Here is a 25,047-nt window from a genome sequence, read left to right on the forward strand (position 1 = left end):
AGGCAGCTGCAAATGGGGCTCGATTTCGAGCTGGTCGAAGAATACGTCGCGGGTGTGGACGAGGTCGGCCGCGGGCCGCTTTGTGGCCCGGTGGTGACGGCCGCGGTGATCCTGGACCCGGCACGCCCGATCCTGGGGCTCAACGACTCGAAGAAGCTCAGCCAGGCGCGCCGCGAAGCGCTGTACGACGAGATTCGTGAAAAGGCGCTGAGCTGGCACATCGCCCGCGCCGAAGTGGTGGAAATCGACACCCTCAATATTCTTCACGCCACGATGCTCGCGATGCAGCGTGCGGTCGAGGGCCTGCACATCACACCGCGCCGCGCCCTGATCGACGGCAATCGTTGCCCGCGCCTGGCTATGCCTGCCTCTGCGGTTGTGCAGGGGGACTCCAAGGTTCCGGCCATCGCTGCAGCCTCGATCCTGGCCAAGGTCAGCCGTGACCGGGAAATGGCCGAGATGGAGCTTGCCTACCCTGGCTACGGTATCGGCGGCCACAAGGGCTACCCGACGCCTGTGCATCTGGAAGCCTTGGCGCGCCTGGGTGCGACGCCTATCCATCGGCAGTCTTTCGCCCCCGTACGCGCCGCTCTGGAAGCGCGTGGCGGCTTGATTACCCTGGCAGCGTTGCCTGCATGATCGCCGGCAGCGCGTGCTGCCGGTACAATCGTTTTTTCGCCCATCGCCACAGACAGGATCAGCATGTCGGTCTCTTTCGTCCATCTGCGCCTTCACACCGAATATTCCCTGGTAGACGGCCTGGTCCGGATCAAGCCGCTGGTCAAGGCACTGGCGGGCATGGGCATGCCGGCGGTGGCGGTTACCGACCAGTCGAACATGTGCTCGCTGGTCAAATTCTACAAGGCCGCCATGGGCGCGGGCGTGAAGCCCATCTGTGGCGCCGACCTCTACCTGGCGGGCAAGGATGCCGATGCGCCGCTTTCGCGTATCAGCCTGCTGGCGATGAACGGCGAGGGCTATCGCAACATCACCGAACTGATCTCTCGCGGGTTCATGGAAGGCCAGCGCGACGGCCTAGTGGTGTTGCAACGCCACTGGATCACCGAAGCTTCTGCCGGTGTGATTGCCCTGTCGGGGGCAAAAGAGGGCGACATCGGGCAGGCGCTGATGGGCAGCAGCCCCGCAGAAGCGGATGCGTTGCTGGCCGGCTGGATGAGCACTTTTCCTGGCCGGTTCTACGTCGAACTGCAACGCACCAATCGCGCAGGTGACGAGGAGTACCTCCACGCGGCTGTAGCGCTCGCTGATCGCCACGGCGCTCCGCTGGTGGCTACCAATGATGTGCGCTTCATCAAGGCCGAAGATTTCGAAGCGCATGAAACACGGGTGTGCATCGGTGAAGGCCGGGCGCTGGACGATCCGCGCCGCAACCGTGGCTACAGCGACCAGCAATACCTCAAGAGCGCGGAGGAGATGGCCGAGCTGTTCAGCGACTTGCCCGAGGCGCTGGAAAACACCGTCGAGATCGCCAAGCGCTGCAACATCGACGTGAAGCTGGGCAAGCACTTCTTGCCCGACTACCCGATCCCCGATGGTATGACCATCGACGAGTTCTTTCGCAAGGTGTCGTTCGATGGCCTCGACGATCGCCTGGCCGTTGTCTTGCCGCCGGAATCGGAGAATTACGAAGCGCGCAAGCAGGTCTATCTCGACCGCCTGAATTTCGAGATCGACATCATCCTGCAGATGGGCTTTCCCGGTTACTTCCTGATCGTGATGGACTTCATCCAGTGGGCCAAGAGCAACGGCGTGCCCGTGGGCCCCGGCCGCGGCTCGGGTGCCGGCTCGCTCGTTGCCTATGTGCTGAAGATCACCGACCTTGACCCGCTGGAATACGACCTGCTGTTCGAGCGCTTCCTCAACCCCGAACGGGTATCGATGCCCGACTTCGACGTCGACTTCTGCATGGACGGCCGTGACCGGGTGATCGATTACGTGGCCGACAAATACGGCCGCAACGCCGTGAGCCAGATCATCACCTTCGGTTCGATGGCGGCCAAGGCGGTAGTGCGTGACGTAGCGCGGGCCCAGGGCAAGTCTTTCGGCCTGGCCGACCGGCTGTCGAAGATGATCCCGTTCGAAGTGGGTATGACGCTGGAAAAAGCTCATGAGCAGGAGGAGATGCTCCGGGATTTTCTCACCAGCGACGAGGAAGCTGCCGAAATCTGGAGCATGGCGCTCAAACTCGAAGGGGTTGTGCGTAACGTCGGCAAGCACGCCGGTGGTGTGGTCATCGCGCCAACCAAGCTCACCGATTTCTCGCCCATCTATTGCGATGAGTTCGGCGATGGCCTGGTAACCCAGTTCGACAAGGACGACGTGGAAGCCGCCGGCCTGGTGAAATTCGACTTCCTCGGCCTGCGTACGCTGACGATCATCGACTGGGCCCTGGAGACCATCAACCGCGACTGCGAAAAGACCGGCGAGGCACCGCTCGACATCGCGCACATTCCGCTGGACGACAAGCCGACCTACGCGCTGCTGCAAAAGGCTGAAACCACGGCGGTCTTCCAGCTCGAATCCCGCGGCATGAAAGAGCTGATCAAAAAGCTCAAGCCCGACTGCCTCGAAGACCTCATCGCACTGGTGGCGCTGTTCCGCCCAGGCCCGTTGCAGTCGGGCATGGTGGACGACTTCATCAACCGCAAGCATGGCCGTGCCGAGCTTGCCTGGCCGCACCCGGACTACCAGTACGATGGCCTGCAGCCGGTGCTTGCGCCCACTTACGGCATCATCCTGTATCAGGAACAGGTGATGCAGATCGCCCAGGTGATGGCCGGCTACACCCTTGGCGGTGCCGACATGCTGCGCCGGGCGATGGGCAAGAAAAAGCCCGAGGAGATGGCCAAGCAGCGCGGCGCGTTCATCGAAGGTTGCACGGCCAACAATATCGACCCGAACCTGTCGGGCAACATCTTCGACCTGGTAGAGAAGTTCGCAGGCTACGGCTTCAACAAATCCCACTCCGCTGCCTATGGCCTGGTGTCGTACCAGACTGCCTGGCTGAAAGCGCACCACCCTGCAGCGTTCATGGCGGCGGTGCTGTCGGCGGACATGCACAACACCGACAAGGTCGTGACCCTCATCGAGGAAGTGCGCAGCATGAAGCTGCGCCTGGACACCCCCGACGTGAACATGTCCGAGTTCAAATTCACGGTGAACCTGGACGGGCGCATCGTCTATGGCCTGGGCGCGATCAAGGGCGTGGGCGAGGGCCCGGTGGAGGCGATCGTCGAAGCCCGCGCCAGCGGCCCGTTCACCGACCTGTTCGACTTCTGCAGCCGGGTCGACCTCAAACGCATCAACAAGCGCACGCTCGATGCACTGGTGCGCAGCGGCGCACTGGATCGCCTGGGGCCGTTCTTCAACGATGAGCTCAAGGCGTACCAGGCGACCGTCGACCAGAACCGCGCGACGCTGCTGGCGGCAATGGAAGAGGCGATCAAGTCCGCCGAGCAAGCGGCCCGCAGCCACGACAGCGGCCATGTCGACCTGTTCGGCGGGCTGTTCGAGGCAGAGGATGTGGATGTCTATGCCAGCTATCGCAAGGCCCGCCCGCTCGCGCTCAAGGAGCGGCTCAAGGGTGAAAAGGACACGCTCGGCCTTTACCTCACAGGCCACCCTATCGATGAATACGAAACCGAAGTGCGGCGCTTCGCCCGCCAGCGCATCGTCGACCTCAAGCCTGCACGCGATACCCAGACCATCGCCGGAATGATCGTGGCCATGCGGGTGATGAAGAACAAAAAGGGCGACAAGATGGGCTTCATCACCCTCGACGACCGCTCCGGGCGAATCGAAGCTTCGCTGTTCGCCGATGCCTTCGTGGGCGCCCAGCACCTGCTGCAGAACGATGCGGTCGTGGTGGTTGAGGGGGAGGTGAGCAACGACGACTTCTCCGGTGGCCTGCGCTTGCGCGTCAAGCGGGTCATGACCATCGAGGAAGCGCGCACGCAATTGGCTGAAAGCCTGCGGGTGAAAGTTGCAGGCACCGAGCTTGCGCGGCATATGGGCTGGCTGGGAGAAACCCTGCAGCGCCACCGCGGTGCGTGCCCGGTTACGGTCGACTACACCGGCAGCGACGCCAAGGCGGTACTGCAACTGGGGGAAAGCTGGCGAATCGACCCTGCCGATGCGCTGATTCAAGCGCTGCGTGACCAGTTCGGGCGGGAGAACGTCTTCCTCCAGTATCGTTAACCAAGATTTTATCTCGACCTCAAGGCGCCATTTACGTATGGTATGGCGCCACACGGATCAACCGGCCGCCAGGCCGTCGACCCAAGACGGAAAGCTATGAACCCGAATTTTCTGGATTTCGAACAGCCCATCGCGGACCTGCAAGCCAAGATCGAAGAGCTGCGTCTCGTTGGTAATGACAATTCGCTGAACATCAGTGACGAAATCTCGCGGCTGCAGGAAAAAGCAGCACGCTGACCGAAAGCATTTTCGGCAACCTGACCAGCTGGCAGATCGCGCGCCTGGCCCGCCACCCGCGCCGCCCGTACACCCTGGACTACCTCGAGCACATCTTCACCGAGTTCGAAGAGCTGCACGGCGATCGCCACTTCTCCGACGACGCGGCCATCGTGGGCGGTACCGCGCGTCTTGATGGCAAGCCGGTCATGGTCATCGGCCACCAGAAGGGCCGCGAAGTGCGCGAAAAAGTACGCCGCAACTTCGGCATGCCGCGCCCGGAGGGCTATCGCAAGGCCTGCCGCCTGATGGAAATGGCCGAGCGCTTCAAGATGCCGATCCTTACCTTCATCGACACGCCCGGCGCCTACCCGGGCATCGATGCCGAGGAGCGCAACCAGTCTGAGGCCATTGCCTGGAACCTGCGCGTGATGGCTCGCCTGAAAACCCCGATCATCGCAACCGTCATCGGCGAAGGTGGCTCCGGCGGCGCCCTGGCGATCGGTGTGTGCGACCAGCTCAACATGCTGCAGTACTCCACCTATTCGGTGATCTCCCCAGAAGGTTGCGCGTCGATCCTGTGGAAAACCGCCGAGCGCGCTTCCGATGCTGCCGAAGCCATGGGCATCACTGCCGATCGCCTCAAAGGCCTGGGCATCGTCGACAAAGTCATCCCTGAGCCGTTGGGCGGGGCGCATCGCAATATCGCCGAAGCCTCCTCAAGCATCAGTGATTCGCTGATCGAACAGCTCGACAAGCTCAAGGCACTGGACATGCCCAGCCTGCTCGACCGCCGCTATCAGCGCCTGATGAGCTACGGCCTCTGAGGCTGAGCGTGAGCGGGGCGCGGCGATGAACCTGGCCGACGCCCTGCTCGAGCACCTGGCACCCTGGCGCGCTGCGCCGGGCTGGGTGGTCGGCCTTTCCGGAGGCCTTGATTCCACTGTCCTGCTGCATCTTCTGAGCGATCTCGCTCGCCATCACACGCTGCCGCCCTTGCGCGCCGTGCATATCCATCATGGTCTTCAATCTGTAGCCGATGCCTGGCCCGTGCATTGCGAACGGCTATGCCATGCGCTTGGCGTCGAGTTGCGTGTGTTGCAGGTAGCGGTTGCCAGCGGCGCCAGCATCGAGGCGAGGGCGCGCGAGGCTCGCCATCGGGCATTGGCCGGCCAGCTTTGCCCGGGTGAGGCATTGCTGTTGGGGCATCACCGTGACGACCAGGCTGAAACCGTGCTGTTTCGCCTGCTGCGTGGGGCAGGGGTCAAGGGCTTGAGCGGCATGGCCGGCCATCGCCCTATGAGCCCCGGGACCCTGCTCCGGCCGCTGCTGGCGGTTCCTCGTCAGCATCTGGAAGCCTACGCAGAGGCCCATGGATTGGAGTGGGTCGAAGACCCGACCAACGCGCAGGCCGACGCTGACCGCAATTTCCTGCGGCATCGGATCCTTCCGGAGTTGAGCAAGCGTTGGGCCACTGCACCGGCGCGCATTGCCCAGGCGGCGGAGCACATGGCCGAGGCGCAGGCATTGCTGGACGAGCTTGCGGTTCAGGACCTGGCGGCAGCCAAGCCTGCCGCTTTCACCTGGCTTGGGCTGCCTTGCCTTGCGCTTGATCCGTTGCGCCGGCTGTCACCTGCGCGCCAACGCAATGCGCTGCGGCATTTCCTCCAAACTCTGACGCTCATGCCAGATGCCCGCCACTGGCAAGGCTGGGAAGACCTGCGTGACGCACGGCTGGCGGGTGAGCCTGCCTGGCGCCTGGCAGGGGGCGAGCTGCGCCGCAGTGGTGAATACCTCTGGTGGCTGGCAAGCCCATGGTTGCAACCTGTGCCGGATGCGCCACCTGGCTGGCCGGCTCCGCACCAGCCTCTGGCGCTCCCCGGTAACGGCCACGTCCTGCTCGCGCACGTTCCGCCAGGGGCATTGCAGGTGCGCTACCGCCAAGGTGGGGAAACGCTGGTGTTGCCGGGGCGTGGCCGCCGCGACCTCAAGCGCTGGTTACAGGAGCAAGGTGTGCCGGCGTTCGCGCGCGGTCGCTGGCCTTTGCTGTTCGCAGATGGCCAGCTGGTAGCGGTGGCAGGGTTGGCGATGGCAGCAGGCCAGGAGCCCCTGCTGCGCTGGTGCCCGCCGACGAACGCGCAGTGTTTGTGATGAAAGGGCAGTTCCGGTAGACTACCCTCCCTTCTTGATACAGCTTCCGGCAGGCCCTTCAGGGCACCGGTAGCTGGCGATTCTCCTTCGCTTTCCCGGGCGGCCAAGGCCGCTTTAACGCAGACTTCTAGGGTTTTTCATGACGCGCTACATCTTCGTCACGGGCGGTGTTGTTTCTTCTTTGGGGAAAGGCATCGCGTCGGCTTCATTGGCGGCCATCCTGGAGGCGCGGGGGCTGAAGGTCACCATGCTCAAGCTGGACCCGTACATCAACGTCGACCCCGGCACCATGAGCCCGTTCCAGCATGGTGAGGTCTTCGTGACCCACGACGGTGCCGAGACCGACCTCGACCTGGGCCACTACGAGCGGTTCATCCGCACCACCATGACCCAGAACAACAACTTCACCACCGGCCGCGTGTACGAGCACGTATTGCGCAAGGAGCGCCGTGGTGACTATCTGGGCGCCACCATCCAGGTCATCCCGCACATCACCGACGAGATCAAGCGCCGTATCATCAAGGGCGCCGGCGATGCCGACGTCGCGCTGGTAGAGATCGGCGGTACCGTTGGCGACATCGAGTCGCAGCCGTTCCTCGAAGCCATTCGCCAGCTGCGCGTCGAAGTGGGCGCCAAGCGTGCCATGCTGATGCATCTCACCCTGGTGCCGTACATCGCCACCGCAGGCGAAACCAAGACCAAGCCCACTCAGCACTCGGTCAAGGAGCTGCGCTCGATCGGCCTGCAGCCAGACGTGCTGATCTGCCGCTCCGACCACTCCGTCGACAGCTCCTCGCGCCGCAAGATCGCCCTGTTCACCAACGTCGAAGAGCGTGCGGTGATCTCCCTGGAAGACGTCGACACCATCTACAAGATCCCGGGCGTGCTGCATGCCCAGGGCCTGGATGACTTCGTCGTGGAGCGTTTCGGCCTGCAATGCGGCAGCGCTGACCTCGCCGAATGGGACAAGGTCATCGACGCCAAGCTCAACCCCGAGCATGAAGTGACCATTGCCATGGTCGGCAAGTACATGGAACTGCTCGATGCGTACAAGTCGCTGATCGAGGCCATGAGCCACGCCGGCATCCAGAACCGCACCAAGGTCAATCTGCGCTACATCGACTCCGAGGACATCGAGAATCAGGGCACTGGCCTGCTCGAGGGTGTCGACGCAATCCTGGTACCAGGTGGCTTTGGCCTGCGCGGTGTCGAAGGCAAGATCAAGGCGGTGCAGTTCGCCCGCGAGAACAAGGTGCCTTACCTGGGTATCTGCCTGGGCATGCAAGTGGCGGTCATCGAGTTCGCCCGTAATGTGGTGGGTTGGGCTGACGCCAACTCCACCGAGTTCGAGCGCAACAGTGCGCACCCGGTAGTGGGCCTGATTACCGAATGGGCCGACGCGACCGGCGCAGTCGAAACCCGTACCGAAGCCTCCGACCTGGGCGGCACCATGCGCCTGGGCGCACAGGAATGCCAGCTGCACGCAGGCTCCAAGGTGCACGATTGCTACGGTAAGGACGTAATCGTCGAACGCCATCGCCACCGCTACGAAGTGAACAACAACCTGCTGCCGCAACTGCTCGACGCAGGCCTCGTGGTTTCCGGCCGTTCCGGCGACGGCGCACTGGTCGAAGTGGTGGAAGGCAAGGATCACCCCTGGTTCGTGGCATGCCAGTTCCACCCGGAATTCACCTCCACTCCGCGTGATGGCCATCCGCTGTTCAGCGGTTTCGTCAAGGCGGCGCTGGCACAGCGCGCGAAGGGCTGACCATGACTCAGAAAACCATCCGCGTCGGTAACATCGAGCTGGCCAACGACAAGCCCATGGCGCTGTTCGGTGGCATGAACGTGCTCGAATCCCGTGACATGGCCATGCAGGTGTGCGAGGCCTATGTCAAGGTGACCGAAAAGCTCGGCATCCCTTATGTGTTCAAGGCCAGCTTCGACAAGGCGAATCGCTCGTCGATCAACTCCTATCGCGGCCCCGGGCTGGACGAAGGCCTGAAGATCTTCGAAGAGATCAAGAAGACCTTCAACGTACCGTTGATCACCGACGTGCACGAGCCTCATCAGGCAGCGCCGGTGGCCGAGGTGTGCGACATCATCCAGTTGCCCGCCTTCCTGTCGCGCCAGACCGACCTTGTCGTCGCGATGGCGAAAACCAATGCGGTCATCAATATCAAGAAGGCGCAGTTCCTTGCGCCTCAGGAAATGAAGCACATCCTCACCAAGTGCGAGGAGGCCGGCAACGAGCGGCTCATTCTGTGCGAGCGCGGCTCGAGCTTCGGCTACAACAACCTGGTCGTCGACATGCTTGGCTTCGGCATCATGAAGCAGATGGGCTACCCGGTGTTCTTCGACGTGACCCACTCGCTGCAGATGCCGGGCGGCCGCGCCGACTCGGCCGGCGGGCGCCGCGCCCAGGTCACTGAACTGGCCCGCGCGGGTATCAGCCAGGGGTTGGCCGGGTTGTTCCTGGAGGCCCATCCGGATCCTGACAACGCCAAGTGCGACGGCCCCTGTGCCCTTCGCCTGGACAAGCTGGAGCCATTTCTGGCCCAGCTCAAGGCGCTGGATGAACTGGTCAAGGGTTTTCCGATCATAGAAACCGCCTGACCCGACAATGCCCGGTTCGCCGGGCATCGTTGTATTCATACATCGCTCAGCCGGGGCGGCTGCAGTCCCCGAGCGCGTAAATTTTCAATCCGTTGCGTCGTATTTCGTCCAAATATTGGAGTGCTTACAACAATGGCAAAAATCGTCGAGATCAAAGGCCGTGAGGTTCTGGATTCGCGTGGCAACCCAACCGTGGAGGCCGACGTCATCCTCGACAACGGCATCATCGGCAGCGCCTGCGCACCGTCTGGCGCCTCCACCGGCTCTCGTGAAGCGCTGGAGCTGCGTGATGGCGACAAGAGCCGCTACATGGGCAAGGGTGTGCTCAAGGCGGTCGCCAACATCAACGGCCCGATCCGCGACCTGCTGCTGGGCAAGGACCCTGCCGAGCAGAAGGCGCTCGACCACGCCATGATCGCGCTCGACGGCACCGAGAACAAAGGCAAGCTGGGCGCCAATGCCATCCTGGCCGTCTCGCTGGCTGCCGCCAAGGCTGCTGCCCAGGACCTGGACCTGCCCCTGTACGCACACATCGCCAACCTCAATGGCACCCCTGGCCAGTACTCGATGCCCGTTCCGATGATGAACATCATCAACGGCGGTGAGCATGCCGACAACAACGTCGACATTCAGGAATTCATGGTGCAGCCGGTTGGCGCGAAAACCTTCGCCGACGCGCTGCGCATGGGCGCCGAGATCTTCCATCACCTCAAGGCAGTGCTCAAGGCCAAGGGCCTGAGCACCTCGGTGGGCGACGAGGGCGGTTTCGCACCGAACCTTGGCTCCAACGCCGAAGCCCTGTCGGCCATCGCCGAAGCTGTGGCCAATGCCGGCTACACCCTGGGTGACGACGTGACCCTGGCCCTGGACTGCGCCTCGAGCGAGTTCTACAAAGGCGGCAAGTACGACCTGGCCGGTGAAGGCAAAGCGTTCGACGCCGAAGGTTTCGCCACCTATCTGGCCGGCCTGACCGAGCAGTTCCCGATCATCTCCATCGAAGACGGCATGGACGAATCGGACTGGGCTGGTTGGAAAGTGCTGACCGACAAGATCGGCAGCAAGGTGCAACTGGTCGGCGACGACCTGTTCGTGACCAACACCAAGATCCTGAAGGAAGGCATCGACAAGAAGATCGCCAACTCCATCCTGATCAAGTTCAACCAGATCGGCAGCCTCACCGAAACGCTGGAGGCCATCCAGATGGCCAAGGCCGCCGGTTACACCGCCGTGATCTCGCACCGTTCGGGCGAAACCGAAGACTCCACCATCGCGGACCTCGCAGTCGGTACCGCTGCCGGCCAGATCAAGACCGGCTCGCTGTGCCGCTCCGATCGCGTCTCCAAGTACAACCAGCTGCTGCGTATCGAAGAGCAGTTGGGCGCCAAGGCGCAGTACCGTGGTCGGGCCGAGTTTCGCGGCTGATCCGAAGATGGTAAAAAGGCGCCTGGGCTACCGATGAATGTCGGCGGCCCAGGTTCCCCGAGCCTGGCCTTGGTGCCAGGCTCGTTGCTATCTGGGGGCGTTAGTCTCAACACTGGACATTTTCCATGCGCAGTCACTATTGGTTGTTCCTCATCCTGATCGCGGTGCTCGCCGGTTTGCAGCATCGCCTGTGGCTTGGCAATGGCAGCTTCAAGCAGGCGGCCGAGCTCAAGCAGCAGATCGCCGATCAGCAGGTGGAGAACGAGCGGCTGCTCGAGCGCAACCGAGTGCTGGACGCAGAAGTCGTCGAGTTGAAAAAAGGCACCGAAACCGTTGAAGAGCGCGCCCGCCATGAGCTGGGCATGGTCAAGAACGGCGAGACTCTCTACCAGATCACGCAATGACACCTTTCCCCGAATTCTGGGCAGTGATTCCCGCTGCCGGGGTCGGCGCGCGCATGGCCGCCGACCGCCCCAAGCAATACCTGCCAGTGGCAGGCCGCACTCTGATCGAACATACCCTGGCCTGCTTCCTCGATCATCCCGCCTTGAAGGGCGTGGTGGTGAGCCTGGCCGAAGACGACCCCTTCTGGCCTTCGCTGGCCTGTGCTCAGGACGCCCGCGTGCAGCGCGCAAGCGGTGGCCGCGAGCGGGCAGACTCTGTGCTCAATGCACTGCTGCACCTCAGTGCCCAAGGCGCCGGTGAAGATGACTGGGTACTGGTGCATGATGCCGCCCGGCCCAACCTGGCGCGCAGTGACCTGGATCAGCTGTTGACCCTGCTGGCTGATGACCCGGTCGGCGGCTTGCTGGCCGTGCCGGCGCGCGACACACTCAAGCGCGCAGACGCCAACGGCCGCGCCCAGCAGACCATCGACCGCAGTGTGGTGTGGCAGGCCTATACGCCGCAGATGTTTCGCCTCGGGCCACTGCAGCGCGCACTGGCCGATGCGATGGTCGCAGGCATAGCGGTCACCGACGATGCCTCTGCCATGGAGTGGGCAGGGCAGTTCCCCCGCCTGGTCGAAGGCCGCGCCGACAACCTCAAGGTCACCTGCCCCGAAGACCTCGCCTGGCTGGCTCGGCTCAAGGGCTAGCCTGATACTCGGGCCTTTCGGCCAGCCCGGCGCGCAGGTGATCGACCAACCCTCGTACTTTCGGCGATAAATGCCGCTGTTGCGGATAGAGCGCCCACACAGCGGTGTTCGGTGGCTGATAGCTCTCCAGCAGAGAAATCAGCGCACCACTGCGCAAATGCTCCAGCACGTAATAATCAGGCAGCTGGCACAAGCCCATGCCTTTTAGTGCGGCGTCGAGCACCGCCTGGCCGCTATTGCAGCGCCAGTTACCTTGAACGCGCTGGTTGAATTCGCGCCCCTCAACGAACAGTGGCCATTGATCGGTGCTGCCGATCAGGCAGTTGTGCCGGGCTAGCTCCGACACGCTGTGGGGGCGGCCGTAGCGGTTCAAATAATCGGGCGATGCGCATACGTACATGCGCCTGGGCGCCAAGCGCGCCGCTACCAGCCGTGACTCGTTCAGGCGGCCCAGGCGAATGGCCAGATCCAGGCCTTCATGCACGATGTCCAGGGTTCGATTGCTCAGTTCCACATCCAGGCGGATCTGCGGGTAGCGTGCCATGAAGTCATTGAGCAGCGGCACGATGAAGCGTTCGCCATAGGCTACCGCGCAAGTCAGGCGCAACAGCCCTTTAGGCTCGCTGCCCAGATCATGAATCGCACGCAAGGCCTCGTCGCGCCCATCCTGCAAGCGTTGGCAGTGATGAAGGAATGCCATGCCAGCCTCGGTGAGGGTCACGCGCCGAGTGCTGCGGTAGAACAGGCGCGTTTGCAGCCGTTCTTCAAGCTGTGCCACTTGCCGACTGATGTGCGAGGACGAAACGCCCAGGCGCTCTGCTGCAGCGGTGAATTGGCTCGCCTCGGCCACTGCGACGAATTCGTCGATACCGTCCCAGCGCTGAGCGGGCATGAGATTGTCCCTGTGTGGCAATAATGTTTTGTCGCGCGCCGGATTATTCATCAAAACCGAGTGAATTACACTCAAGCTCATCCTCACTGCAGAATATGGAGCCTCCCTACATGATCAAGTCCCGCGCAGCCGTCGCCTTCGAAGCGAACAAGCCTTTGGAAATCGTCGAAGTCGATGTGGCCATGCCCAAGGCCGGTGAGGTCTTGCTGCGGGTGGTTGCCAGCGGCGTCTGCCACACTGACGCCTACACCCTGTCCGGTACTGACCCCGAAGGCATCTTCCCTTCCATCCTCGGCCATGAGGGCGGTGCGATCGTTGAAGCGATAGGTGAGGGTGTGACGTCGGTCGCGGTGGGCGACCATGTGATCCCGCTCTATACCCCTGAATGCCGCCAGTGCAAATTCTGCCTTTCCGGCAAGACCAACCTGTGCCAGGCCATTCGCGCCACCCAGGGCAAAGGCCTGATGCCCGACGGCACTTCGCGCTTTTCCTATAAAGGCCAGACCCTGTTCCACTACATGGGCACCTCGACCTTCTCCGAATACACCGTACTGCCTGAAATCTCCGTTGCGCGCATTCCCAAAGAAGCGCCGCTGGAAAAGGTGTGCCTGCTGGGGTGCGGCGTCACCACCGGCATCGGCGCGGTGCTCAACACTGCCAAGGTCAAGCCCGGTGACACCGTAGCGGTATTCGGCCTGGGCGGCATCGGCCTGTCGGCGATCATCGGCGCGGTCAAGGCAAAGGCCAGCCGCATCATCGCCGTGGACATCAACCCGGCCAAGTTCGAGATCGCTCGCCAGCTTGGCGCCACCGACTGCGTTAACCCCAAGGGCTATGATCGCCCGATCCAGGAGGTCATCGTCGAGCTGACCGATGGCGGCGTGGACTTCTCCTTCGAATGTGTCGGCGTGCCAGCGCTGATGCGTGCGGCGCTCGAGTGCTGCCACAAGGGCTGGGGCGAGTCGGTGATCATCGGTGTGGCCGGTGCCGGCCAGGAAATTTCCACTCGCCCGTTCCAACTGGTGACCGGACGTGTATGGCGCGGGACTGCATTCGGTGGCGTGCGTGGCCGTACCGAACTGCCTAGCTACGTGGAAATGGCCGAGAAGGGCGAGATTCCGTTGGACACCTTCATCACCCACACCATGGGCCTGGAAGACATCAACAAGGCCTTCGACCTGATGCATGAAGGCAAGAGCATCCGCAGCGTCATCCACTTCTGAGAGGAGGCGCCATGAGCCTTGAAAACATTTCCTGCCAGAAAAGCTTCGGCGGCTGGCACAAGCGTTACAAGCACCGCTCCGAGGTACTCGGCTGCGACATGGTCTTTGCCGTTTACCTGCCGCCGCAGGCGGAGCAGGGCGGCAAGCTGCCGGTGCTGTACTGGCTGTCTGGCCTGACCTGCACGGATGAGAACTTCATGCAGAAGGCCGGCGCTCAGCGCCTGGCCGCCGAGCTGGGCTTGATCATCGTTGCGCCCGACACCAGCCCACGCGGCGCAGACGTTCCTGACGATCCAGACGGCGCCTGGGATTTTGGCCTGGGCGCAGGCTTTTACCTGAACGCCACCCAGGCTCCCTGGAGCCAGCACTACCGCATGCACGACTATGTGGTGCAGGAGTTGCCGGCGCTGGTCGAGGCGCACTTTCCGGCCTCTGACGCGCGCAGTATCAGTGGCCATTCCATGGGCGGGCACGGTGCGCTGGTGTGCGCACTGCGCAACCCGGGGCGCTACCGCTCGGTGTCGGCGTTCTCGCCTATCACCCACCCGATGGAATGCCCTTGGGGTGAAAAGGCCTTCACCCACTACTTGGGTGAAGAGCGCGCCAAGTGGCGCGAGTGGGATGCCTGCGTGCTGTTGGAAAACGCTCAAGAACGGCTGCCGTTGCTGATCGACCAGGGCGACCGTGATGATTTTCTCGAGAAGCAGCTCAAGCCTGAGGCACTGGCTCAGGTCGCCAAGGCAGTCGGCCACCCTCTGACGCTGCGCTTGCAGCCGGGCTACGATCACAGCTATTTCTTCATCGCAAGCTTCATCGACGACCACCTGCGCCACCACGTCCAGGCCTTGCGCTGAGCACGTCTTGAGCAAAGCAGGTAGAATCCACGCCCTGTCTTCATCAGGGCGTTTTCATTCATGCGTATAGGCCATGGCTACGATGTGCACCGGTTCGGCGAGGGCGACTTCGTCACCCTGGGCGGGGTGCAGGTTCCCTACACCCGCGGGCTGGTGGCCCATTCCGACGGCGATGTGCTGTTGCACGCGTTAAGCGATGCCTTGCTCGGTGCTGTGGCGCTGGGCGACATCGGCCGCCATTTCCCCGACACCGACCCGCAATTCAAGGGTGCCGACAGCCGCGCGCTGTTGCGCCATGTGGTGGCGTTGGTGCGTGGCAAGGGCTGGCAGGTCGGTAACGTCGACGCCACGATCATCGCTCAGGCGCCGAAAATGGCCCCGCACATCGAGCAGATGCGTGAGCGCATCGCAGAAGATCTTGGCGTTGCGCTCGATCAGGTGAATGTAAAAGCCACTACCACCGAAAAGCTCGGCTTCACCGGGCGTGAGGAAGGCATCGCGGTGCACGCCGTGGCGCTGCTGCTGCCTGCATGATCAGCGACGATCTCTTGCTGGGCCCGCGTGCCCATGGCGAGGCGCTGGGCCGTGCGACGCTCAAGGCCAGCGCCGAGGATTTCCAGGTCGACGAGGTGCTCGACATCCCGCTCGACGGCGAAGGCGAGCACCTGTGGCTGTGGGTCGAAAAGCGTGAGCTCAATACCGAAGAAGCTGCCAAGCGGCTGGCCCGGGCGGCCGGCGTACCTGCCAGGCTGGTCAGCTATGCGGGCCTCAAGGATCGCCAGGCGCTGACGCGCCAGTGGTTCAGCCTGCATCTGCCCGGCAAGGCCGACCCTGAGCTGGCTGCTGCCGAGGGCGACAGCCTGCGCATCCTCGAGCGCAAGCGCCATCGGCGCAAACTTCAACGCGGCGCGCATTCGGCCAACGGTTTTCGCCTGCGGCTGCGCGATATCAGTGTGCCGCAGCAGGAAATCGAGGCCAGGCTTTGCCAATTGCGTGATCAGGGCGTTCCGAATTACTTCGGCCTGCAGCGGTTCGGTTATCAGGGCGGCAATGTGGAACAGGCCCTGCATTACGCCGCAGGCGGCAAGTTGCCTGAACAGCGCAACGTCCGTTCGAGGTTGCTCTCGAGCGCGCGCTCGTGGCTGTTCAACCAGGCGTTGGCAGCGCGTGTTGCCGAGGGTTCCTGGTATCAGGCGCAGGAGGGCGACCTGTTGGCCTTCACCGACAGCCGCAGTTTCTTCCCCGCCGGCGTCGCCGAGTGCTCGGACCCGCGCCTGGCGCAGTTGGACCTGCACCCGACCGGGCCGTTATGGGGCGAGGGGCAGAGCCCTGCTGCCGGCCACGCCGCTGAGCTGGAAGCTGCGATCGGCGCGCAGCAGCCTTTATTGTGTCAATGGCTTGCGCAAGCAGGCCTGGCACACGAACGTCGCATTCTGCGGCTGCCCATAGGCCGCCTGTCATGGCATTATCCCGTCCCTGACATTCTGCAACTGGATTTCGTCCTGCCTTCCGGGTGCTTCGCCACTGCCGTAGTGCGCGAGCTGTTCGACACGGAAGCGGGGCAGACGGACAGCCCATGCGTATTCTGATTTCCAACGACGACGGGGTGAACGCCCCCGGCATCGCCGCGCTCCACGGCGCGCTGGCGGATTTCGCCCAGTGCGCGGTGATCGCACCCGACCAGGACAGAAGCGGCTGCGGCAGCGCCCTGACCATCGACCGGCCACTGCACCCTCGCACGCTGGAAAACGGCTTCATCAGCCTCAATGGCACACCGACCGATTGCGTTCACCTCGGCATCAACGGCCTGCTGGAGCAACCGCCTGAAGTGGTGGTGTCGGGTATCAACCTGGGTGCGAATCTGGGCGACGATGTGATCTATTCCGGTACCGTCGCCGCAGCATTGGAAGGGCGATTTCTGGGTGGTGTCTCCTGGGCATTCTCGCTGGTCTCGCGCCAGCCTGAACACCTCGCCAGTGCTGCCTGGTACGCCCGCCGCCTGATCGAGGCACATCCGGTGTTGGCCCTGCCGCCGCGCACCGTCGTCAACGTCAATGTGCCCAACTTGCCGCTGGAGCGCATCCGCGGGTTGCGCCTGACGCGCCTGGGCCATCGCACCAAGGCCGCGCAACCCAGTTATGTGGTCGACCCGCGCGGCAAGGGCGGTTACTGGATCGCCGCTGCCGGCGATGCCGAGGATGGCGGCGAGGGCACGGATTTCCATGCGGTGATGCAAGGTTACGTTTCGGTCACGCCCATGCAGCTCGACCGCACGTTCAACCCGGCCTTCGAGGCGCTCGCCGATTGGCTGGAGGCGCTGCACTGATGCGAGGGCGCGACGAGATGCACCATGGAATCGGCATGACCTCGCAACGGACCCGTGAGCGGCTGATCCAGCGCCTTCATGAGGAAGGCATCGCCGATAGCCGTGTGCTGGACGTTATCAGGCGCATCCCTCGCCACTTGTTCGTCGATGAGGCGCTGGCACACCGGGCTTACGAAAACACGGCGCTGCCGATCGGCAACAACCAGACCATCTCCCAGCCCTGGATGGTTGCAAGGATGAGCGAGCTGCTACTGGCCGCCGGGCCGCTGGACAAAGTCCTGGAAATCGGTACCGGTTCGGGCTACCAGACCGCCGTGCTGGCGCAACTGGTGGAGCGAGTATTTTCAGTAGAGCGCATCAAGGTCCTCCAGGACCGCGCCAAGGAGCGCCTGCAGGCACTGAGCCTGCGTAACGTCGTCTTTCGCTGGGGCGATGGCTGGGAGGGCTGGCAGGCGCTTGCGCCTTACAACGGCATCATCGTGACGGCGGTGGCAGCCGATGTGCCGCAGGCCTTGCTTGACCAGCTTGCGCCAGGTGGGCGCATGGTGATCCCGGTGGGGGCGGGTGAGTTGCAACAGTTGCTGTTGATCATCCGCGAGGAGGACGGCAGCTTCACCCGCCATCCATTGGGCGCCGTACGTTTTGTGCCGCTGCTCAATGGCCCGCTCGCCTAGGGGAATTCCCGGCTGGCATACCGGTCACAACAGGCGCGCCAGGCTGTCTTGCCAAGCACTTGTTTGCGAAGATATTTCACACCGTGAGCCGTAGCGCGTTGCTGCTCGGTTATAATGCCGGCACTTTTTTCGACACCACAAAAGGGAGCAGTGGGTGAGCCCGACATTCCTTCGGCAGCCAGCCGGTTTTCACGCAGTAAAGCTCCTGGCAGCCGCGATGGCGATGGCCAGCCTTCTCGGCGGTTGCTCCAGCTCTCCCAGTAGCGGGGTCCGGGTGATCGATCGAGGGGCTGCGCCAAGCAATCCTAACCCCCAGGTCACTACCGGGCAGTACACCGTCAAACGCGGTGACACTTTATATTCCATTGCTTTCCGATATGGCTGGGACTACAAGGCCCTGGCTGCTCGTAACAACATCCCTCAGCCCTACACGATCCACCCGGGGCAATCGTTGCGTTTCGACGGTGCGGCGGGGGCAGCGCCCGCTGTCGTCTCGCCCACCGCGCCGGCGACAGTGGCCAGCCAAAGTGCGCCATCCTCGGCAGGTGGCTTCAAAACCACGATCATTCGTAAACCTAACTCGAATACCCCGACGAACGGCGGCAGCGCGGTGCCGGTGCCTACACCATCGCAGCCAGTGGCCAGCACCCCCGTACCGGTGCCCGTGCCTGCTGGGGAACGCAATGCGGCAGGCTGGACGTGGCCTTCCAATGGCACATTGATCGGCAAATTTGCCTCAAACGGTAGTTTGAATAAAGGCATTGATATCGCTGGAAATTTGGGACAGCCTGTTTTTGCAGCGTCTGATGGCTCAGTGGTCTACGCCGGTAGTGGCCTTCGGGGGTACGGCGAACTGGTGATCATCAAACACAGCGATACCTACGTGAGTGCCTACGGTCATAACCGCAGGCTGTTAGTCCAGGAGGGGCAGCAGGTCAAAGCCGGGCAGACAATCGCCGAGATGGGTTCCACCGGAACGGATCGCGTCAAGCTGCACTTCGAGATCCGCCGCCAGGGTAAGCCTGTCGACCCACTGCAATTCCTGCCGCGCCGCTGATACTGCTTCCCTGCCTGTGCCCATCACGTAATCGGGACAGGCATCGCAATGCGCACGGAGTTAGCGCTTTGCGAGGCTTGAGGTCGGACTCAGCAAGGGATTACAACAATGGCTCTCAACAAAGAAGCGCCGGAGTTTGACATCGACGATGAGGTACTCCTGATGGAGGCCGAAATCGATCTGGAAACGATGTCGGAGGAAGAACCTGCGGCGCCTGCCCGTGCCAAGAACAGGCAAGCTGGTGCGCTCAAGCAGCACAAGTACATCGACTACAGCCGGGCACTGGATGCTACGCAGCTGTACCTCAATGAAATCGGCTTCTCGCCACTGCTCTCTCCGGAAGAGGAAGTGCACTTCGCGCGCTTGTCCCAAAAAGGCGACCCGGCAGGCCGCAAGCGGATGATCGAAAGCAACCTGCGCCTGGTGGTGAAGATAGCGCGCCGTTACGTCAATCGCGGGCTGTCTCTGCTCGACCTGATCGAGGAAGGCAACCTGGGGCTGATCCGCGCTGTCGAGAAGTTCGATCCGGAGCGAGGCTTCCGCTTTTCAACCTACGCCACGTGGTGGATCCGCCAGACGATCGAGCGGGCCATCATGAACCAGACCCGTACTATCCGATTGCCGATTCATGTGGTCAAAGAGCTGAATGTTTACCTGCGCGCAGCCCGTGAGCTCACGCAGAAGCTCGACCACGAGCCGTCGCCCGAAGAGATCGCCAACCTTTTGGAAAAGCCGGTAGGCGAGGTCAAGCGCATGCTGGGCCTAAACGAGAGGGTCTCCTCGGTCGATGTATCACTGGGGCCTGATTCTGACAAAACGTTGCTCGACACCCTGACTGACGATCGCCCTACCGACCCGTTCGAGTTGCTGCAGGATGACGACCTGTCGCAAAGCATCGATCAGTGGCTGTCCGAGCTCACCGACAAACAGCGGGAAGTGGTGGTCCGTCGCTTTGGCTTGCGCGGCCATGAAAGCAGCACGCTGGAGGATGTTGGCCTTGAGATTGGCCTGACGCGCGAACGTGTTCGGCAGATTCAGGTTGAAGGGCTCAAGCGTTTGCGCGAGATTCTCGAGAAGAATGGGTTGTCCAGCGAGTCCCTGTTTCGATAATCAACGTGGTAGTAAAAAAACCAGCTTGTTAATAGCTGGTTTTTTATTGTCTATTTATGTTGGGAAGTTACAGGATGTATTGTCATTCTTTCGTCATGTTGCTTTTTGAAAGAATCACTCGCTTGTGCGAATGATTTGATCCCGTATTATTCGACCTGTGCTCACGGACGGGCACAGGCACTCAAGGAAGAGTGCATCAGGATTTCGCAAGATGCGAACGATCAGGACGATCAACAAGGACGTGGAAAAGAAAGGGGGTGAGCAGTGCTCACCCCCTTCCTGCAAAAGCAGCACGGCACGGCTCATGCGCCTTAGCCTGGGTAATTCAGCGGATCAATTCCTTGACCTTGCCCTTCACACCATCATGCTCTTCGGCGTCAGGCAGCGGGTCTTTTCGCTCAGTGATGTTCGTCCATACTTCAGCGAGTTCCTTGTTTATTTCAATGAACTCCTGCATGTCATCCGGAACTTCATCTTCCGAGAAGATGGCTTGCGCGGGGCATTCTGGCTCACACAGGGCGCAGTCGATGCACTCGTCAGGGTGAATGACCAGGAAGTTCGGGCCTTCGTAAAAGCAGTCCACCGGACACACTTCTACGCAGTCGGTGTACTTGCACTTGATGCAGTTGTCGGTGACGACGAAGGTCATTTCTAGTTTTCTCCTCAGGCGGCAAACGCGGCGCTCGTGTATCAGGGCCCGCGCGGTCTGGCGTTGGTCGCTGAGCCCGGCTAATAGCCCAGGGCCCGCCAAGACCGCGCGGGATTCTAGCAGCTAATGGAATTGCACGTTAGATCTTTGCCTTCCATGCATATAGCAAATCCATCGCCTGGCGCGGGGAGAGCCCGTCGATGTCCAGGTGGCTCAGCGCATCTATGACCGGATGCGGGAGGCTGGCGAACAGGTCGCTCTGATGGGGTACTTGCCGCTTGCCTGGCTTGGGCAGTGCAACAGGGGCATCTTTGGGCAGGCTGGCGGTTTCAAGCCGGCCCAGATGTTCCCGCGCGCGCGTGATGACGTCGCCCGGCACGCCCGCCAGTTGTGCCACGGCCAGGCCATAGCTCTGGCTCGCGGGGCCTGGCAGCACATGGTGCAGGAACACGATGCGGTCATTGTGCTCTGTGGCATTGAGGTGCACGTTGGCGACTACCGGCTCGTGGTCCGGCAGCACGGTCAATTCGAAATAGTGCGTGGCGAAAGAGTGAACGCGCGCAGCGCCGCCAGCCGCTCTGCGGCGGCCCATGCCAGTGAAAGGCCGTCGAACGTGCTGGTGCCGCGGCCCACCTCGTCCATCAGTACCAGGCTGCGGTCAGTGGCGTTGTGGAGGATATTGGCCGTTTCACTCATCTCCACCATGAAGGTCGAGCGCCCGCCGGCGAGGTCGTCACTGGAGCCGATACGCGTGAAAATTCGGTCGACCAACGAAAGCCGGCAACCGGCTGCCGGTACGTAGCTACCGATGTGCGCCAACAATACGATCAGCGCGGTTTGCCGCATGTATGTCGACTTACCGCCCATGTTCGGGCCGGTAATCACCAGCATGCGGGTATCGTCGTCCAGGGCCAGGTCATTGGCGACAAAAGGTGTGGTCAGCACCTGCTCGACAACCGGGTGGCGGCCCTGGTCGATATGAATGCCGGGCTCCTCAATGAACTCGGGCCGGTTCAGGTCGAGGTTGAGCGCGCGTTCAGCCAGGTTCGCCAGCACGTCCAGTTCGGCTAGCGCTGCTGCGGTGTCCTGCAGCGGTGCGAGGTGGCCGATCAGGTTCTCGAGCAAGCCCTCATACAGCATTTTCTCCCTGGCCAGCGCACGGCTCTTGGCAGAAAGCGCCTTGTCTTCGAATGCCTTGAGCTCAGGTGTGATAAAGCGCTCTGCACCCTTGAGCGTCTGCCGGCGGATGTAGTCGGCCGGTGCGCTCTCGGCCTGCCTGGTCGGCAGCTCGATGAAGTAACCATGGACTCGGTTGTAACCTACCTTCAGGTTGGCCAGGCCCGTGCGCGCCTTTTCGCGGGCTTCCAGGTCGATCAGGAACTGCCCGGCGTTTTCGCTCAGGGCCAGCAGTTCGTCGAGCTCGGCGTCATAGCCGGTCTTGAGCACGCCGCCGTCACGGATCACCGCCGGCGGGTTGTCGATGATCGCTGTTTGCAACAACTGGGTAAGGTCGGGGTAAGTGCCCACGATCGCCGCCAGTTGAGCCAGGTGAGGGGCTTCCAGGTCGGCCATGGCGCTTTGCAGCTCTGGCAACGCTGCCAGTGCGTCGCGCAGCCTTGCAAGATCGCGGGGGCGGGCATTGCGCAGGCCGATACGCGCAAGGATGCGCTCGACGTCACCGATGTCCTTCAAGTGCGGTTGCAAGCTTTCGAAACGGTATTGATCGAGCAGGCAGGCTATCGAGCCCTGCCGCGCCTGAAGCACTTTAAGGTCGCGCAGCGGGCGGTTCAGCCAGCGGCTGATCAGGCGGCTGCCCATGGCCGTCTGGCAGCGGTCCACCACTGACTGCAGCGTGTTATCCCGCCCGCCTGCCAGGTTCACGTCCAGTTCAAGGTTGCGCCGGGTCGCGCCGTCGAGCACCACGGTGTCGTCCAGGCGTTCATGGCGCAGGCCGCGCAGGTGAGGCAGCGCCGTACGCTGGGTCTCCTTTGCGTAGGCCAGCAGGCACCCCGCGGCACCGACGGCCAGCGTCAGGCCTTCGCAGCCGAAGCCTTTGAGGTCTTGCGTACCGAATTGCTGGCACAGGCTTTTGCGCGCGGAGTCACGGTCGAAGTCCCACGGTGCGCGGCGCCGCGACCCTTTGCGTTTCTCGGCAGGCAATCCTTGCGGCCAGTCGTCGGGGATCAGCAGCTCGACCGGGTTGATACGCTCCAGCTCTGCCAGCAGGGTTTCCCAGCCTTTGAGTTCCTGCACGGTGAAGTGGCCGCTGGTGATGTCCAGCACCGCCAACCCGAACAGGCGCTCGTCACCCAGCAGGGCGACGATCAGGTTGTCGCGGCGCTCGTCGAGCAGGGCTTCGTCGCTGATGGTGCCCGGGGTGATGATGCGCACCACCTGGCGCTCCACCGGGCCCTTGCTGGTGGCCGGGTCGCCGATCTGTTCGCAGATCACCACCGACTCGCCCAGCTTGACCAGCTTGGCGAGGTAGGTTTCCACCGAATGGAACGGAATGCCGCACATCGGGATCGACTGCCCTGCCGACTGCCCACGCGCGGTCAGCGTGATATCGAGCAACCTGGCGGCCTTTTTCGCATCCTCGTAGAAGATTTCGTAAAAGTCGCCCATGCGATAGAACATCAGCAGGTCCTGGTGTTGCTGCTTGAGCTTCCAGTACTGCTGCATCATTGGGGTGTGTGCGGAAAAGTCAGACATTTCAGTAACTTGGCTCGATTGCTCGGCGGGTTGGCAGTCAATGAGCCGGTCATACTACAGCAAATTTCCGCAAAGGCCTGTTGCGTATCTGGCGTGGACAACCTCGCGCCAGGCGGCGAAAGTCACTGCCGCCGTTTCCCGGCAATGCATTTCCAGGAGAACCTTCATGGACGTCGTTTCAACGCTTTCCGCTCGCCTTGGCGAGCAGCTGCTTGCCTGCCAGGCCAGTGTCACTACCGCCGAATCCTGTACAGGTGGTGGCATCGCCGAGGCCATCACTCGCATAGCCGGCAGCTCGGCCTGGTTCGAGGCCGGCTATGTGACGTATTCGAACCGGCAGAAGACAGCTCAGCTGGGTGTGCCTGAACCCCTTTTCAGCGCAGTCGGAGCGGTCAGCCAGGAGGTGGTCCAGGCCATGGCTCTGGGCGCCCGCGATCGCGCGCAGGCGCAATTTGCCGTCGCGGTCAGCGGCGTGGCCGGGCCCGCCGGTGGCTCGGACGCCAAACCGGTGGGCACTGTATGGCTGGCCTGGGCCTGGGACAAGGGTTGTGTTGCGCAGCGCTGCTATTTCGAGGGTGACCGCGAAGCGGTACGCCGGCAAACGGTCATTCATGCACTCGAAGGCCTGTCGCGACTGGTAGTGGGAGAAAATCCGGCGCAGGGGTAGGCGAGGCGTTTGTACTGTGTATAATACTGGCTACTTATACAGTTATCGGGGCCGCGCCCCGTCATCGAATTCGAGAGGGGTCTAATGGACGACAACAAAAAGCGTGCCTTGGCTGCGGCGTTGGGTCAAATCGAACGCCAATTCGGCAAAGGCGCGGTCATGCGCATGGGCGACCATGAGCGTCAATCCATTCCAGCTATTTCCACCGGCTCGCTTGGCCTGGATATCGCGCTGGGCATCGGCGGCCTGCCACGTGGGCGTATCGTCGAAATCTACGGTCCGGAATCTTCGGGTAAAACCACGCTCACCCTGTCGGTCATCGCCCAGGCGCAAAAGCTTGGCGCTACCTGTGCTTTCGTCGACGCCGAGCACGCACTGGACCCCGAGTATGCCGGCAAGCTGGGCGTCAATGTAGACGACCTGCTGGTCTCGCAGCCTGATACTGGCGAGCAGGCGCTGGAGATCACCGACATGCTGGTGCGTTCCAACGCGGTCGACGTGATCATCGTCGACTCCGTGGCTGCGCTGGTACCCAAGGCCGAGATCGAAGGCGAAATGGGCGACATGCACGTCGGCCTGCAGGCTCGCCTGATGTCCCAGGCGCTTCGCAAGATCACCGGCAATATCAAGAACGCCAACTGTCTGGTCATCTTCATCAACCAGATCCGTATGAAGATCGGCGTGATGTTCGGCAGCCCGGAAACCACCACCGGTGGTAACGCCTTGAAGTTCTACGCCTCGGTGCGCCTCGACATCCGCCGTACCGGTTCGGTGAAGGAGGGCGACGACGTGGTCGGTAGTGAAACGCGCGTCAAGGTCGTCAAGAACAAGGTATCGCCTCCCTTCCGCCAAGCCGAGTTCCAGATCCTGTACGGCAAGGGCATTTACCTCAACGGCGAGATCATCGATCTTGGTGTTGCCAACGGCCTGGTCGACAAATCTGGCGCCTGGTATGCCTACAAGGGCAACAAGATTGGCCAGGGTAAAGCAAACGCTGCCAAATACCTTGAAGAAAACTCCGAGGTCAAGGCCGAGATCGAGAAGCAGATCCGCGAAAAGCTGTTGAACAACGGTACGCCACCCGTCGACAAGAAAGCCGCTGCCGCAGCTCAGAAGGAAGACGACATGGCTGGCCTGGAAAACGACTTCTAAGCCGTGCCAGAG

The 25,047-nt window shown here is 62.3% G+C and carries 20 protein-coding genes and 2 pseudogenes; 19 read left to right on the forward strand and 3 right to left on the reverse strand.

Annotated elements, in window-relative coordinates:
• The first annotated feature begins 6 nt into the window (after positions 1-6).
• From rnhB to ispD, 9 genes and pseudogenes are all read left to right on the forward strand, one after another.
• On the forward strand, positions 7-639 hold the full coding sequence (gene rnhB / locus LN139_RS03270; protein WP_236360243.1) for a ribonuclease HII: 633 nt from the start codon (positions 7-9) through the stop codon (positions 637-639).
• A 63-nt stretch (positions 640-702) separates the two neighbouring features.
• A complete protein-coding gene (dnaE, locus tag LN139_RS03275; protein ID WP_236358658.1) occupies positions 703-4,218 on the forward strand; it encodes a DNA polymerase III subunit alpha in 3,516 nt (1,171 codons plus the stop codon).
• Positions 4,219-4,314: 96 nt separating this feature from the next.
• Positions 4,315-5,261 (forward strand): annotated as a pseudogene (accA, locus tag LN139_RS03280) (acetyl-CoA carboxylase carboxyl transferase subunit alpha).
• Between the two features lie 25 nt (positions 5,262-5,286).
• A complete protein-coding gene (tilS, locus tag LN139_RS03285) occupies positions 5,287-6,585 on the forward strand; it encodes a tRNA lysidine(34) synthetase TilS (RefSeq protein ID WP_236358660.1) in 1,299 nt (432 codons plus the stop codon).
• A gap of 139 nt (positions 6,586-6,724) precedes the next feature.
• Positions 6,725-8,353 carry a CTP synthase gene (locus tag LN139_RS03290; RefSeq protein ID WP_236358662.1) on the forward strand — a complete coding sequence of 543 codons (1,629 nt, stop codon included), beginning with the start codon at positions 6,725-6,727 and terminating at the stop codon, positions 8,351-8,353.
• 2 nt (positions 8,354-8,355) lie between these two features.
• Complete coding sequence (kdsA, locus tag LN139_RS03295; RefSeq protein WP_236358664.1) at positions 8,356-9,201, forward strand: 3-deoxy-8-phosphooctulonate synthase; 846 nt, start codon at positions 8,356-8,358, stop codon at positions 9,199-9,201.
• A 132-nt stretch (positions 9,202-9,333) separates the two neighbouring features.
• Entirely contained in the window at positions 9,334-10,623 is a 1,290-nt protein-coding gene (gene eno / locus LN139_RS03300) for a phosphopyruvate hydratase (protein WP_236358666.1), read from the forward strand.
• A gap of 125 nt (positions 10,624-10,748) precedes the next feature.
• Positions 10,749-11,027, forward strand: coding sequence for a cell division protein FtsB (gene ftsB / locus LN139_RS03305; RefSeq protein ID WP_236358668.1), 279 nt, complete (start codon positions 10,749-10,751; stop codon positions 11,025-11,027).
• The gene (gene ispD, locus LN139_RS03310; RefSeq protein WP_236358670.1) at positions 11,024-11,719 is read left to right on the forward strand and encodes a 2-C-methyl-D-erythritol 4-phosphate cytidylyltransferase; all 696 of its coding nucleotides are present in this window, start codon (positions 11,024-11,026) and stop codon (positions 11,717-11,719) included. Before ftsB ends, ispD begins: the two co-directional genes overlap by 4 nt.
• Here the strand turns inward: ispD and LN139_RS03315 are convergent.
• Positions 11,709-12,611: a LysR substrate-binding domain-containing protein gene (locus LN139_RS03315; protein WP_236358672.1), complete on the reverse strand. Its 903-nt coding sequence runs from the start codon at positions 12,609-12,611 to the stop codon at positions 11,709-11,711. The genes ispD and LN139_RS03315 overlap by 11 nt on opposite strands.
• Positions 12,612-12,721: 110 nt before the next feature.
• Between LN139_RS03315 and LN139_RS03320 the strand changes: the two genes are divergently transcribed.
• The 8 genes from LN139_RS03320 to rpoS all read left to right on the forward strand — a co-directional run bounded on the left by LN139_RS03320 (position 12,722) and on the right by rpoS (position 19,855).
• The gene (locus LN139_RS03320; protein ID WP_236358674.1) at positions 12,722-13,834 is read left to right on the forward strand and encodes an S-(hydroxymethyl)glutathione dehydrogenase/class III alcohol dehydrogenase; all 1,113 of its coding nucleotides are present in this window, start codon (positions 12,722-12,724) and stop codon (positions 13,832-13,834) included.
• A gap of 11 nt (positions 13,835-13,845) precedes the next feature.
• On the forward strand, positions 13,846-14,688 hold the full coding sequence (gene fghA / locus LN139_RS03325) for an S-formylglutathione hydrolase (RefSeq protein WP_236358676.1): 843 nt from the start codon (positions 13,846-13,848) through the stop codon (positions 14,686-14,688).
• Positions 14,689-14,748: 60 nt separating this feature from the next.
• Positions 14,749-15,222 (forward strand): 2-C-methyl-D-erythritol 2,4-cyclodiphosphate synthase, encoded by a 474-nt coding sequence (ispF, locus tag LN139_RS03330; protein ID WP_236358678.1) that lies wholly within the window; start codon positions 14,749-14,751, stop codon positions 15,220-15,222.
• Positions 15,222-16,277: a tRNA pseudouridine(13) synthase TruD gene (gene truD / locus LN139_RS03335; RefSeq protein WP_236360245.1), complete on the forward strand. Its 1,056-nt coding sequence runs from the start codon at positions 15,222-15,224 to the stop codon at positions 16,275-16,277. The genes ispF and truD overlap by 1 nt, the downstream gene beginning before the upstream one ends.
• Positions 16,265-17,014, forward strand: coding sequence for a 5'/3'-nucleotidase SurE (surE, locus tag LN139_RS03340; protein WP_236358680.1), 750 nt, complete (start codon positions 16,265-16,267; stop codon positions 17,012-17,014). The genes truD and surE overlap by 13 nt, the downstream gene beginning before the upstream one ends.
• 35 nt (positions 17,015-17,049) lie before the next feature.
• Positions 17,050-17,688, forward strand: coding sequence for a protein-L-isoaspartate(D-aspartate) O-methyltransferase (locus tag LN139_RS03345; RefSeq protein ID WP_236358682.1), 639 nt, complete (start codon positions 17,050-17,052; stop codon positions 17,686-17,688).
• A gap of 154 nt (positions 17,689-17,842) precedes the next feature.
• The gene (locus tag LN139_RS03350) at positions 17,843-18,745 is read left to right on the forward strand and encodes a peptidoglycan DD-metalloendopeptidase family protein (protein ID WP_442964374.1); all 903 of its coding nucleotides are present in this window, start codon (positions 17,843-17,845) and stop codon (positions 18,743-18,745) included.
• 108 nt (positions 18,746-18,853) lie between these two features.
• Positions 18,854-19,855: an RNA polymerase sigma factor RpoS gene (rpoS, locus tag LN139_RS03355; protein WP_236358684.1), complete on the forward strand. Its 1,002-nt coding sequence runs from the start codon at positions 18,854-18,856 to the stop codon at positions 19,853-19,855.
• A gap of 325 nt (positions 19,856-20,180) precedes the next feature.
• On the opposite strand, the gene fdxA is transcribed toward rpoS, so the two are convergent.
• Positions 20,181-20,504, reverse strand: coding sequence for a ferredoxin FdxA (fdxA, locus tag LN139_RS03360; protein ID WP_236358686.1), 324 nt, complete (start codon positions 20,502-20,504; stop codon positions 20,181-20,183).
• A gap of 139 nt (positions 20,505-20,643) precedes the next feature.
• A pseudogene (gene mutS, locus LN139_RS03365) lies at positions 20,644-23,216 on the reverse strand (DNA mismatch repair protein MutS).
• A 166-nt stretch (positions 23,217-23,382) separates the two neighbouring features.
• Here mutS and LN139_RS03370 point away from each other — a divergent pair.
• Both LN139_RS03370 and recA read left to right on the forward strand, forming a co-directional pair.
• Positions 23,383-23,883 (forward strand): CinA family protein, encoded by a 501-nt coding sequence (locus tag LN139_RS03370; RefSeq protein WP_236358688.1) that lies wholly within the window; start codon positions 23,383-23,385, stop codon positions 23,881-23,883.
• An 84-nt stretch (positions 23,884-23,967) separates the two neighbouring features.
• Complete coding sequence (gene recA, locus LN139_RS03375; protein WP_236358690.1) at positions 23,968-25,035, forward strand: recombinase RecA; 1,068 nt, start codon at positions 23,968-23,970, stop codon at positions 25,033-25,035.
• The last annotated feature ends 12 nt before the right edge of the window (positions 25,036-25,047 follow it).

This window comes from Pseudomonas sp. KNUC1026, assembly GCF_021650705.1.
Classification (GTDB): domain Bacteria; phylum Pseudomonadota; class Gammaproteobacteria; order Pseudomonadales; family Pseudomonadaceae; genus Aquipseudomonas.

Excerpts from the sequence above, each read along its gene's own strand:
- dnaE (WP_236358658.1), top strand. The coding sequence starts at position 703 with ATGTCGGTCTCTTTCGTCCATCTGCGCCTTCACACCGAATATTCCCTG.
- tilS (WP_236358660.1), top strand. The coding sequence starts at position 5,287 with ATGAACCTGGCCGACGCCCTGCTCGAGCACCTGGCACCCTGGCGCGCT.
- LN139_RS03290 (WP_236358662.1), top strand. The coding sequence starts at position 6,725 with ATGACGCGCTACATCTTCGTCACGGGCGGTGTTGTTTCTTCTTTGGGG.
- kdsA (WP_236358664.1), top strand. The coding sequence starts at position 8,356 with ATGACTCAGAAAACCATCCGCGTCGGTAACATCGAGCTGGCCAACGAC.
- eno (WP_236358666.1), top strand. The coding sequence starts at position 9,334 with ATGGCAAAAATCGTCGAGATCAAAGGCCGTGAGGTTCTGGATTCGCGT.
- ftsB (WP_236358668.1), top strand. The coding sequence starts at position 10,749 with ATGCGCAGTCACTATTGGTTGTTCCTCATCCTGATCGCGGTGCTCGCC.
- ispD (WP_236358670.1), top strand. The coding sequence starts at position 11,024 with ATGACACCTTTCCCCGAATTCTGGGCAGTGATTCCCGCTGCCGGGGTC.
- LN139_RS03315 (WP_236358672.1), bottom strand. The coding sequence starts at position 12,611 with ATGCCCGCTCAGCGCTGGGACGGTATCGACGAATTCGTCGCAGTGGCC.
- LN139_RS03320 (WP_236358674.1), top strand. The coding sequence starts at position 12,722 with ATGATCAAGTCCCGCGCAGCCGTCGCCTTCGAAGCGAACAAGCCTTTG.
- fghA (WP_236358676.1), top strand. The coding sequence starts at position 13,846 with ATGAGCCTTGAAAACATTTCCTGCCAGAAAAGCTTCGGCGGCTGGCAC.
- ispF (WP_236358678.1), top strand. The coding sequence starts at position 14,749 with ATGCGTATAGGCCATGGCTACGATGTGCACCGGTTCGGCGAGGGCGAC.
- surE (WP_236358680.1), top strand. The coding sequence starts at position 16,265 with ATGCGTATTCTGATTTCCAACGACGACGGGGTGAACGCCCCCGGCATC.
- LN139_RS03345 (WP_236358682.1), top strand. The coding sequence starts at position 17,050 with ATGACCTCGCAACGGACCCGTGAGCGGCTGATCCAGCGCCTTCATGAG.
- rpoS (WP_236358684.1), top strand. The coding sequence starts at position 18,854 with ATGGCTCTCAACAAAGAAGCGCCGGAGTTTGACATCGACGATGAGGTA.
- fdxA (WP_236358686.1), bottom strand. The coding sequence starts at position 20,504 with ATGACCTTCGTCGTCACCGACAACTGCATCAAGTGCAAGTACACCGAC.
- LN139_RS03370 (WP_236358688.1), top strand. The coding sequence starts at position 23,383 with ATGGACGTCGTTTCAACGCTTTCCGCTCGCCTTGGCGAGCAGCTGCTT.
- recA (WP_236358690.1), top strand. The coding sequence starts at position 23,968 with ATGGACGACAACAAAAAGCGTGCCTTGGCTGCGGCGTTGGGTCAAATC.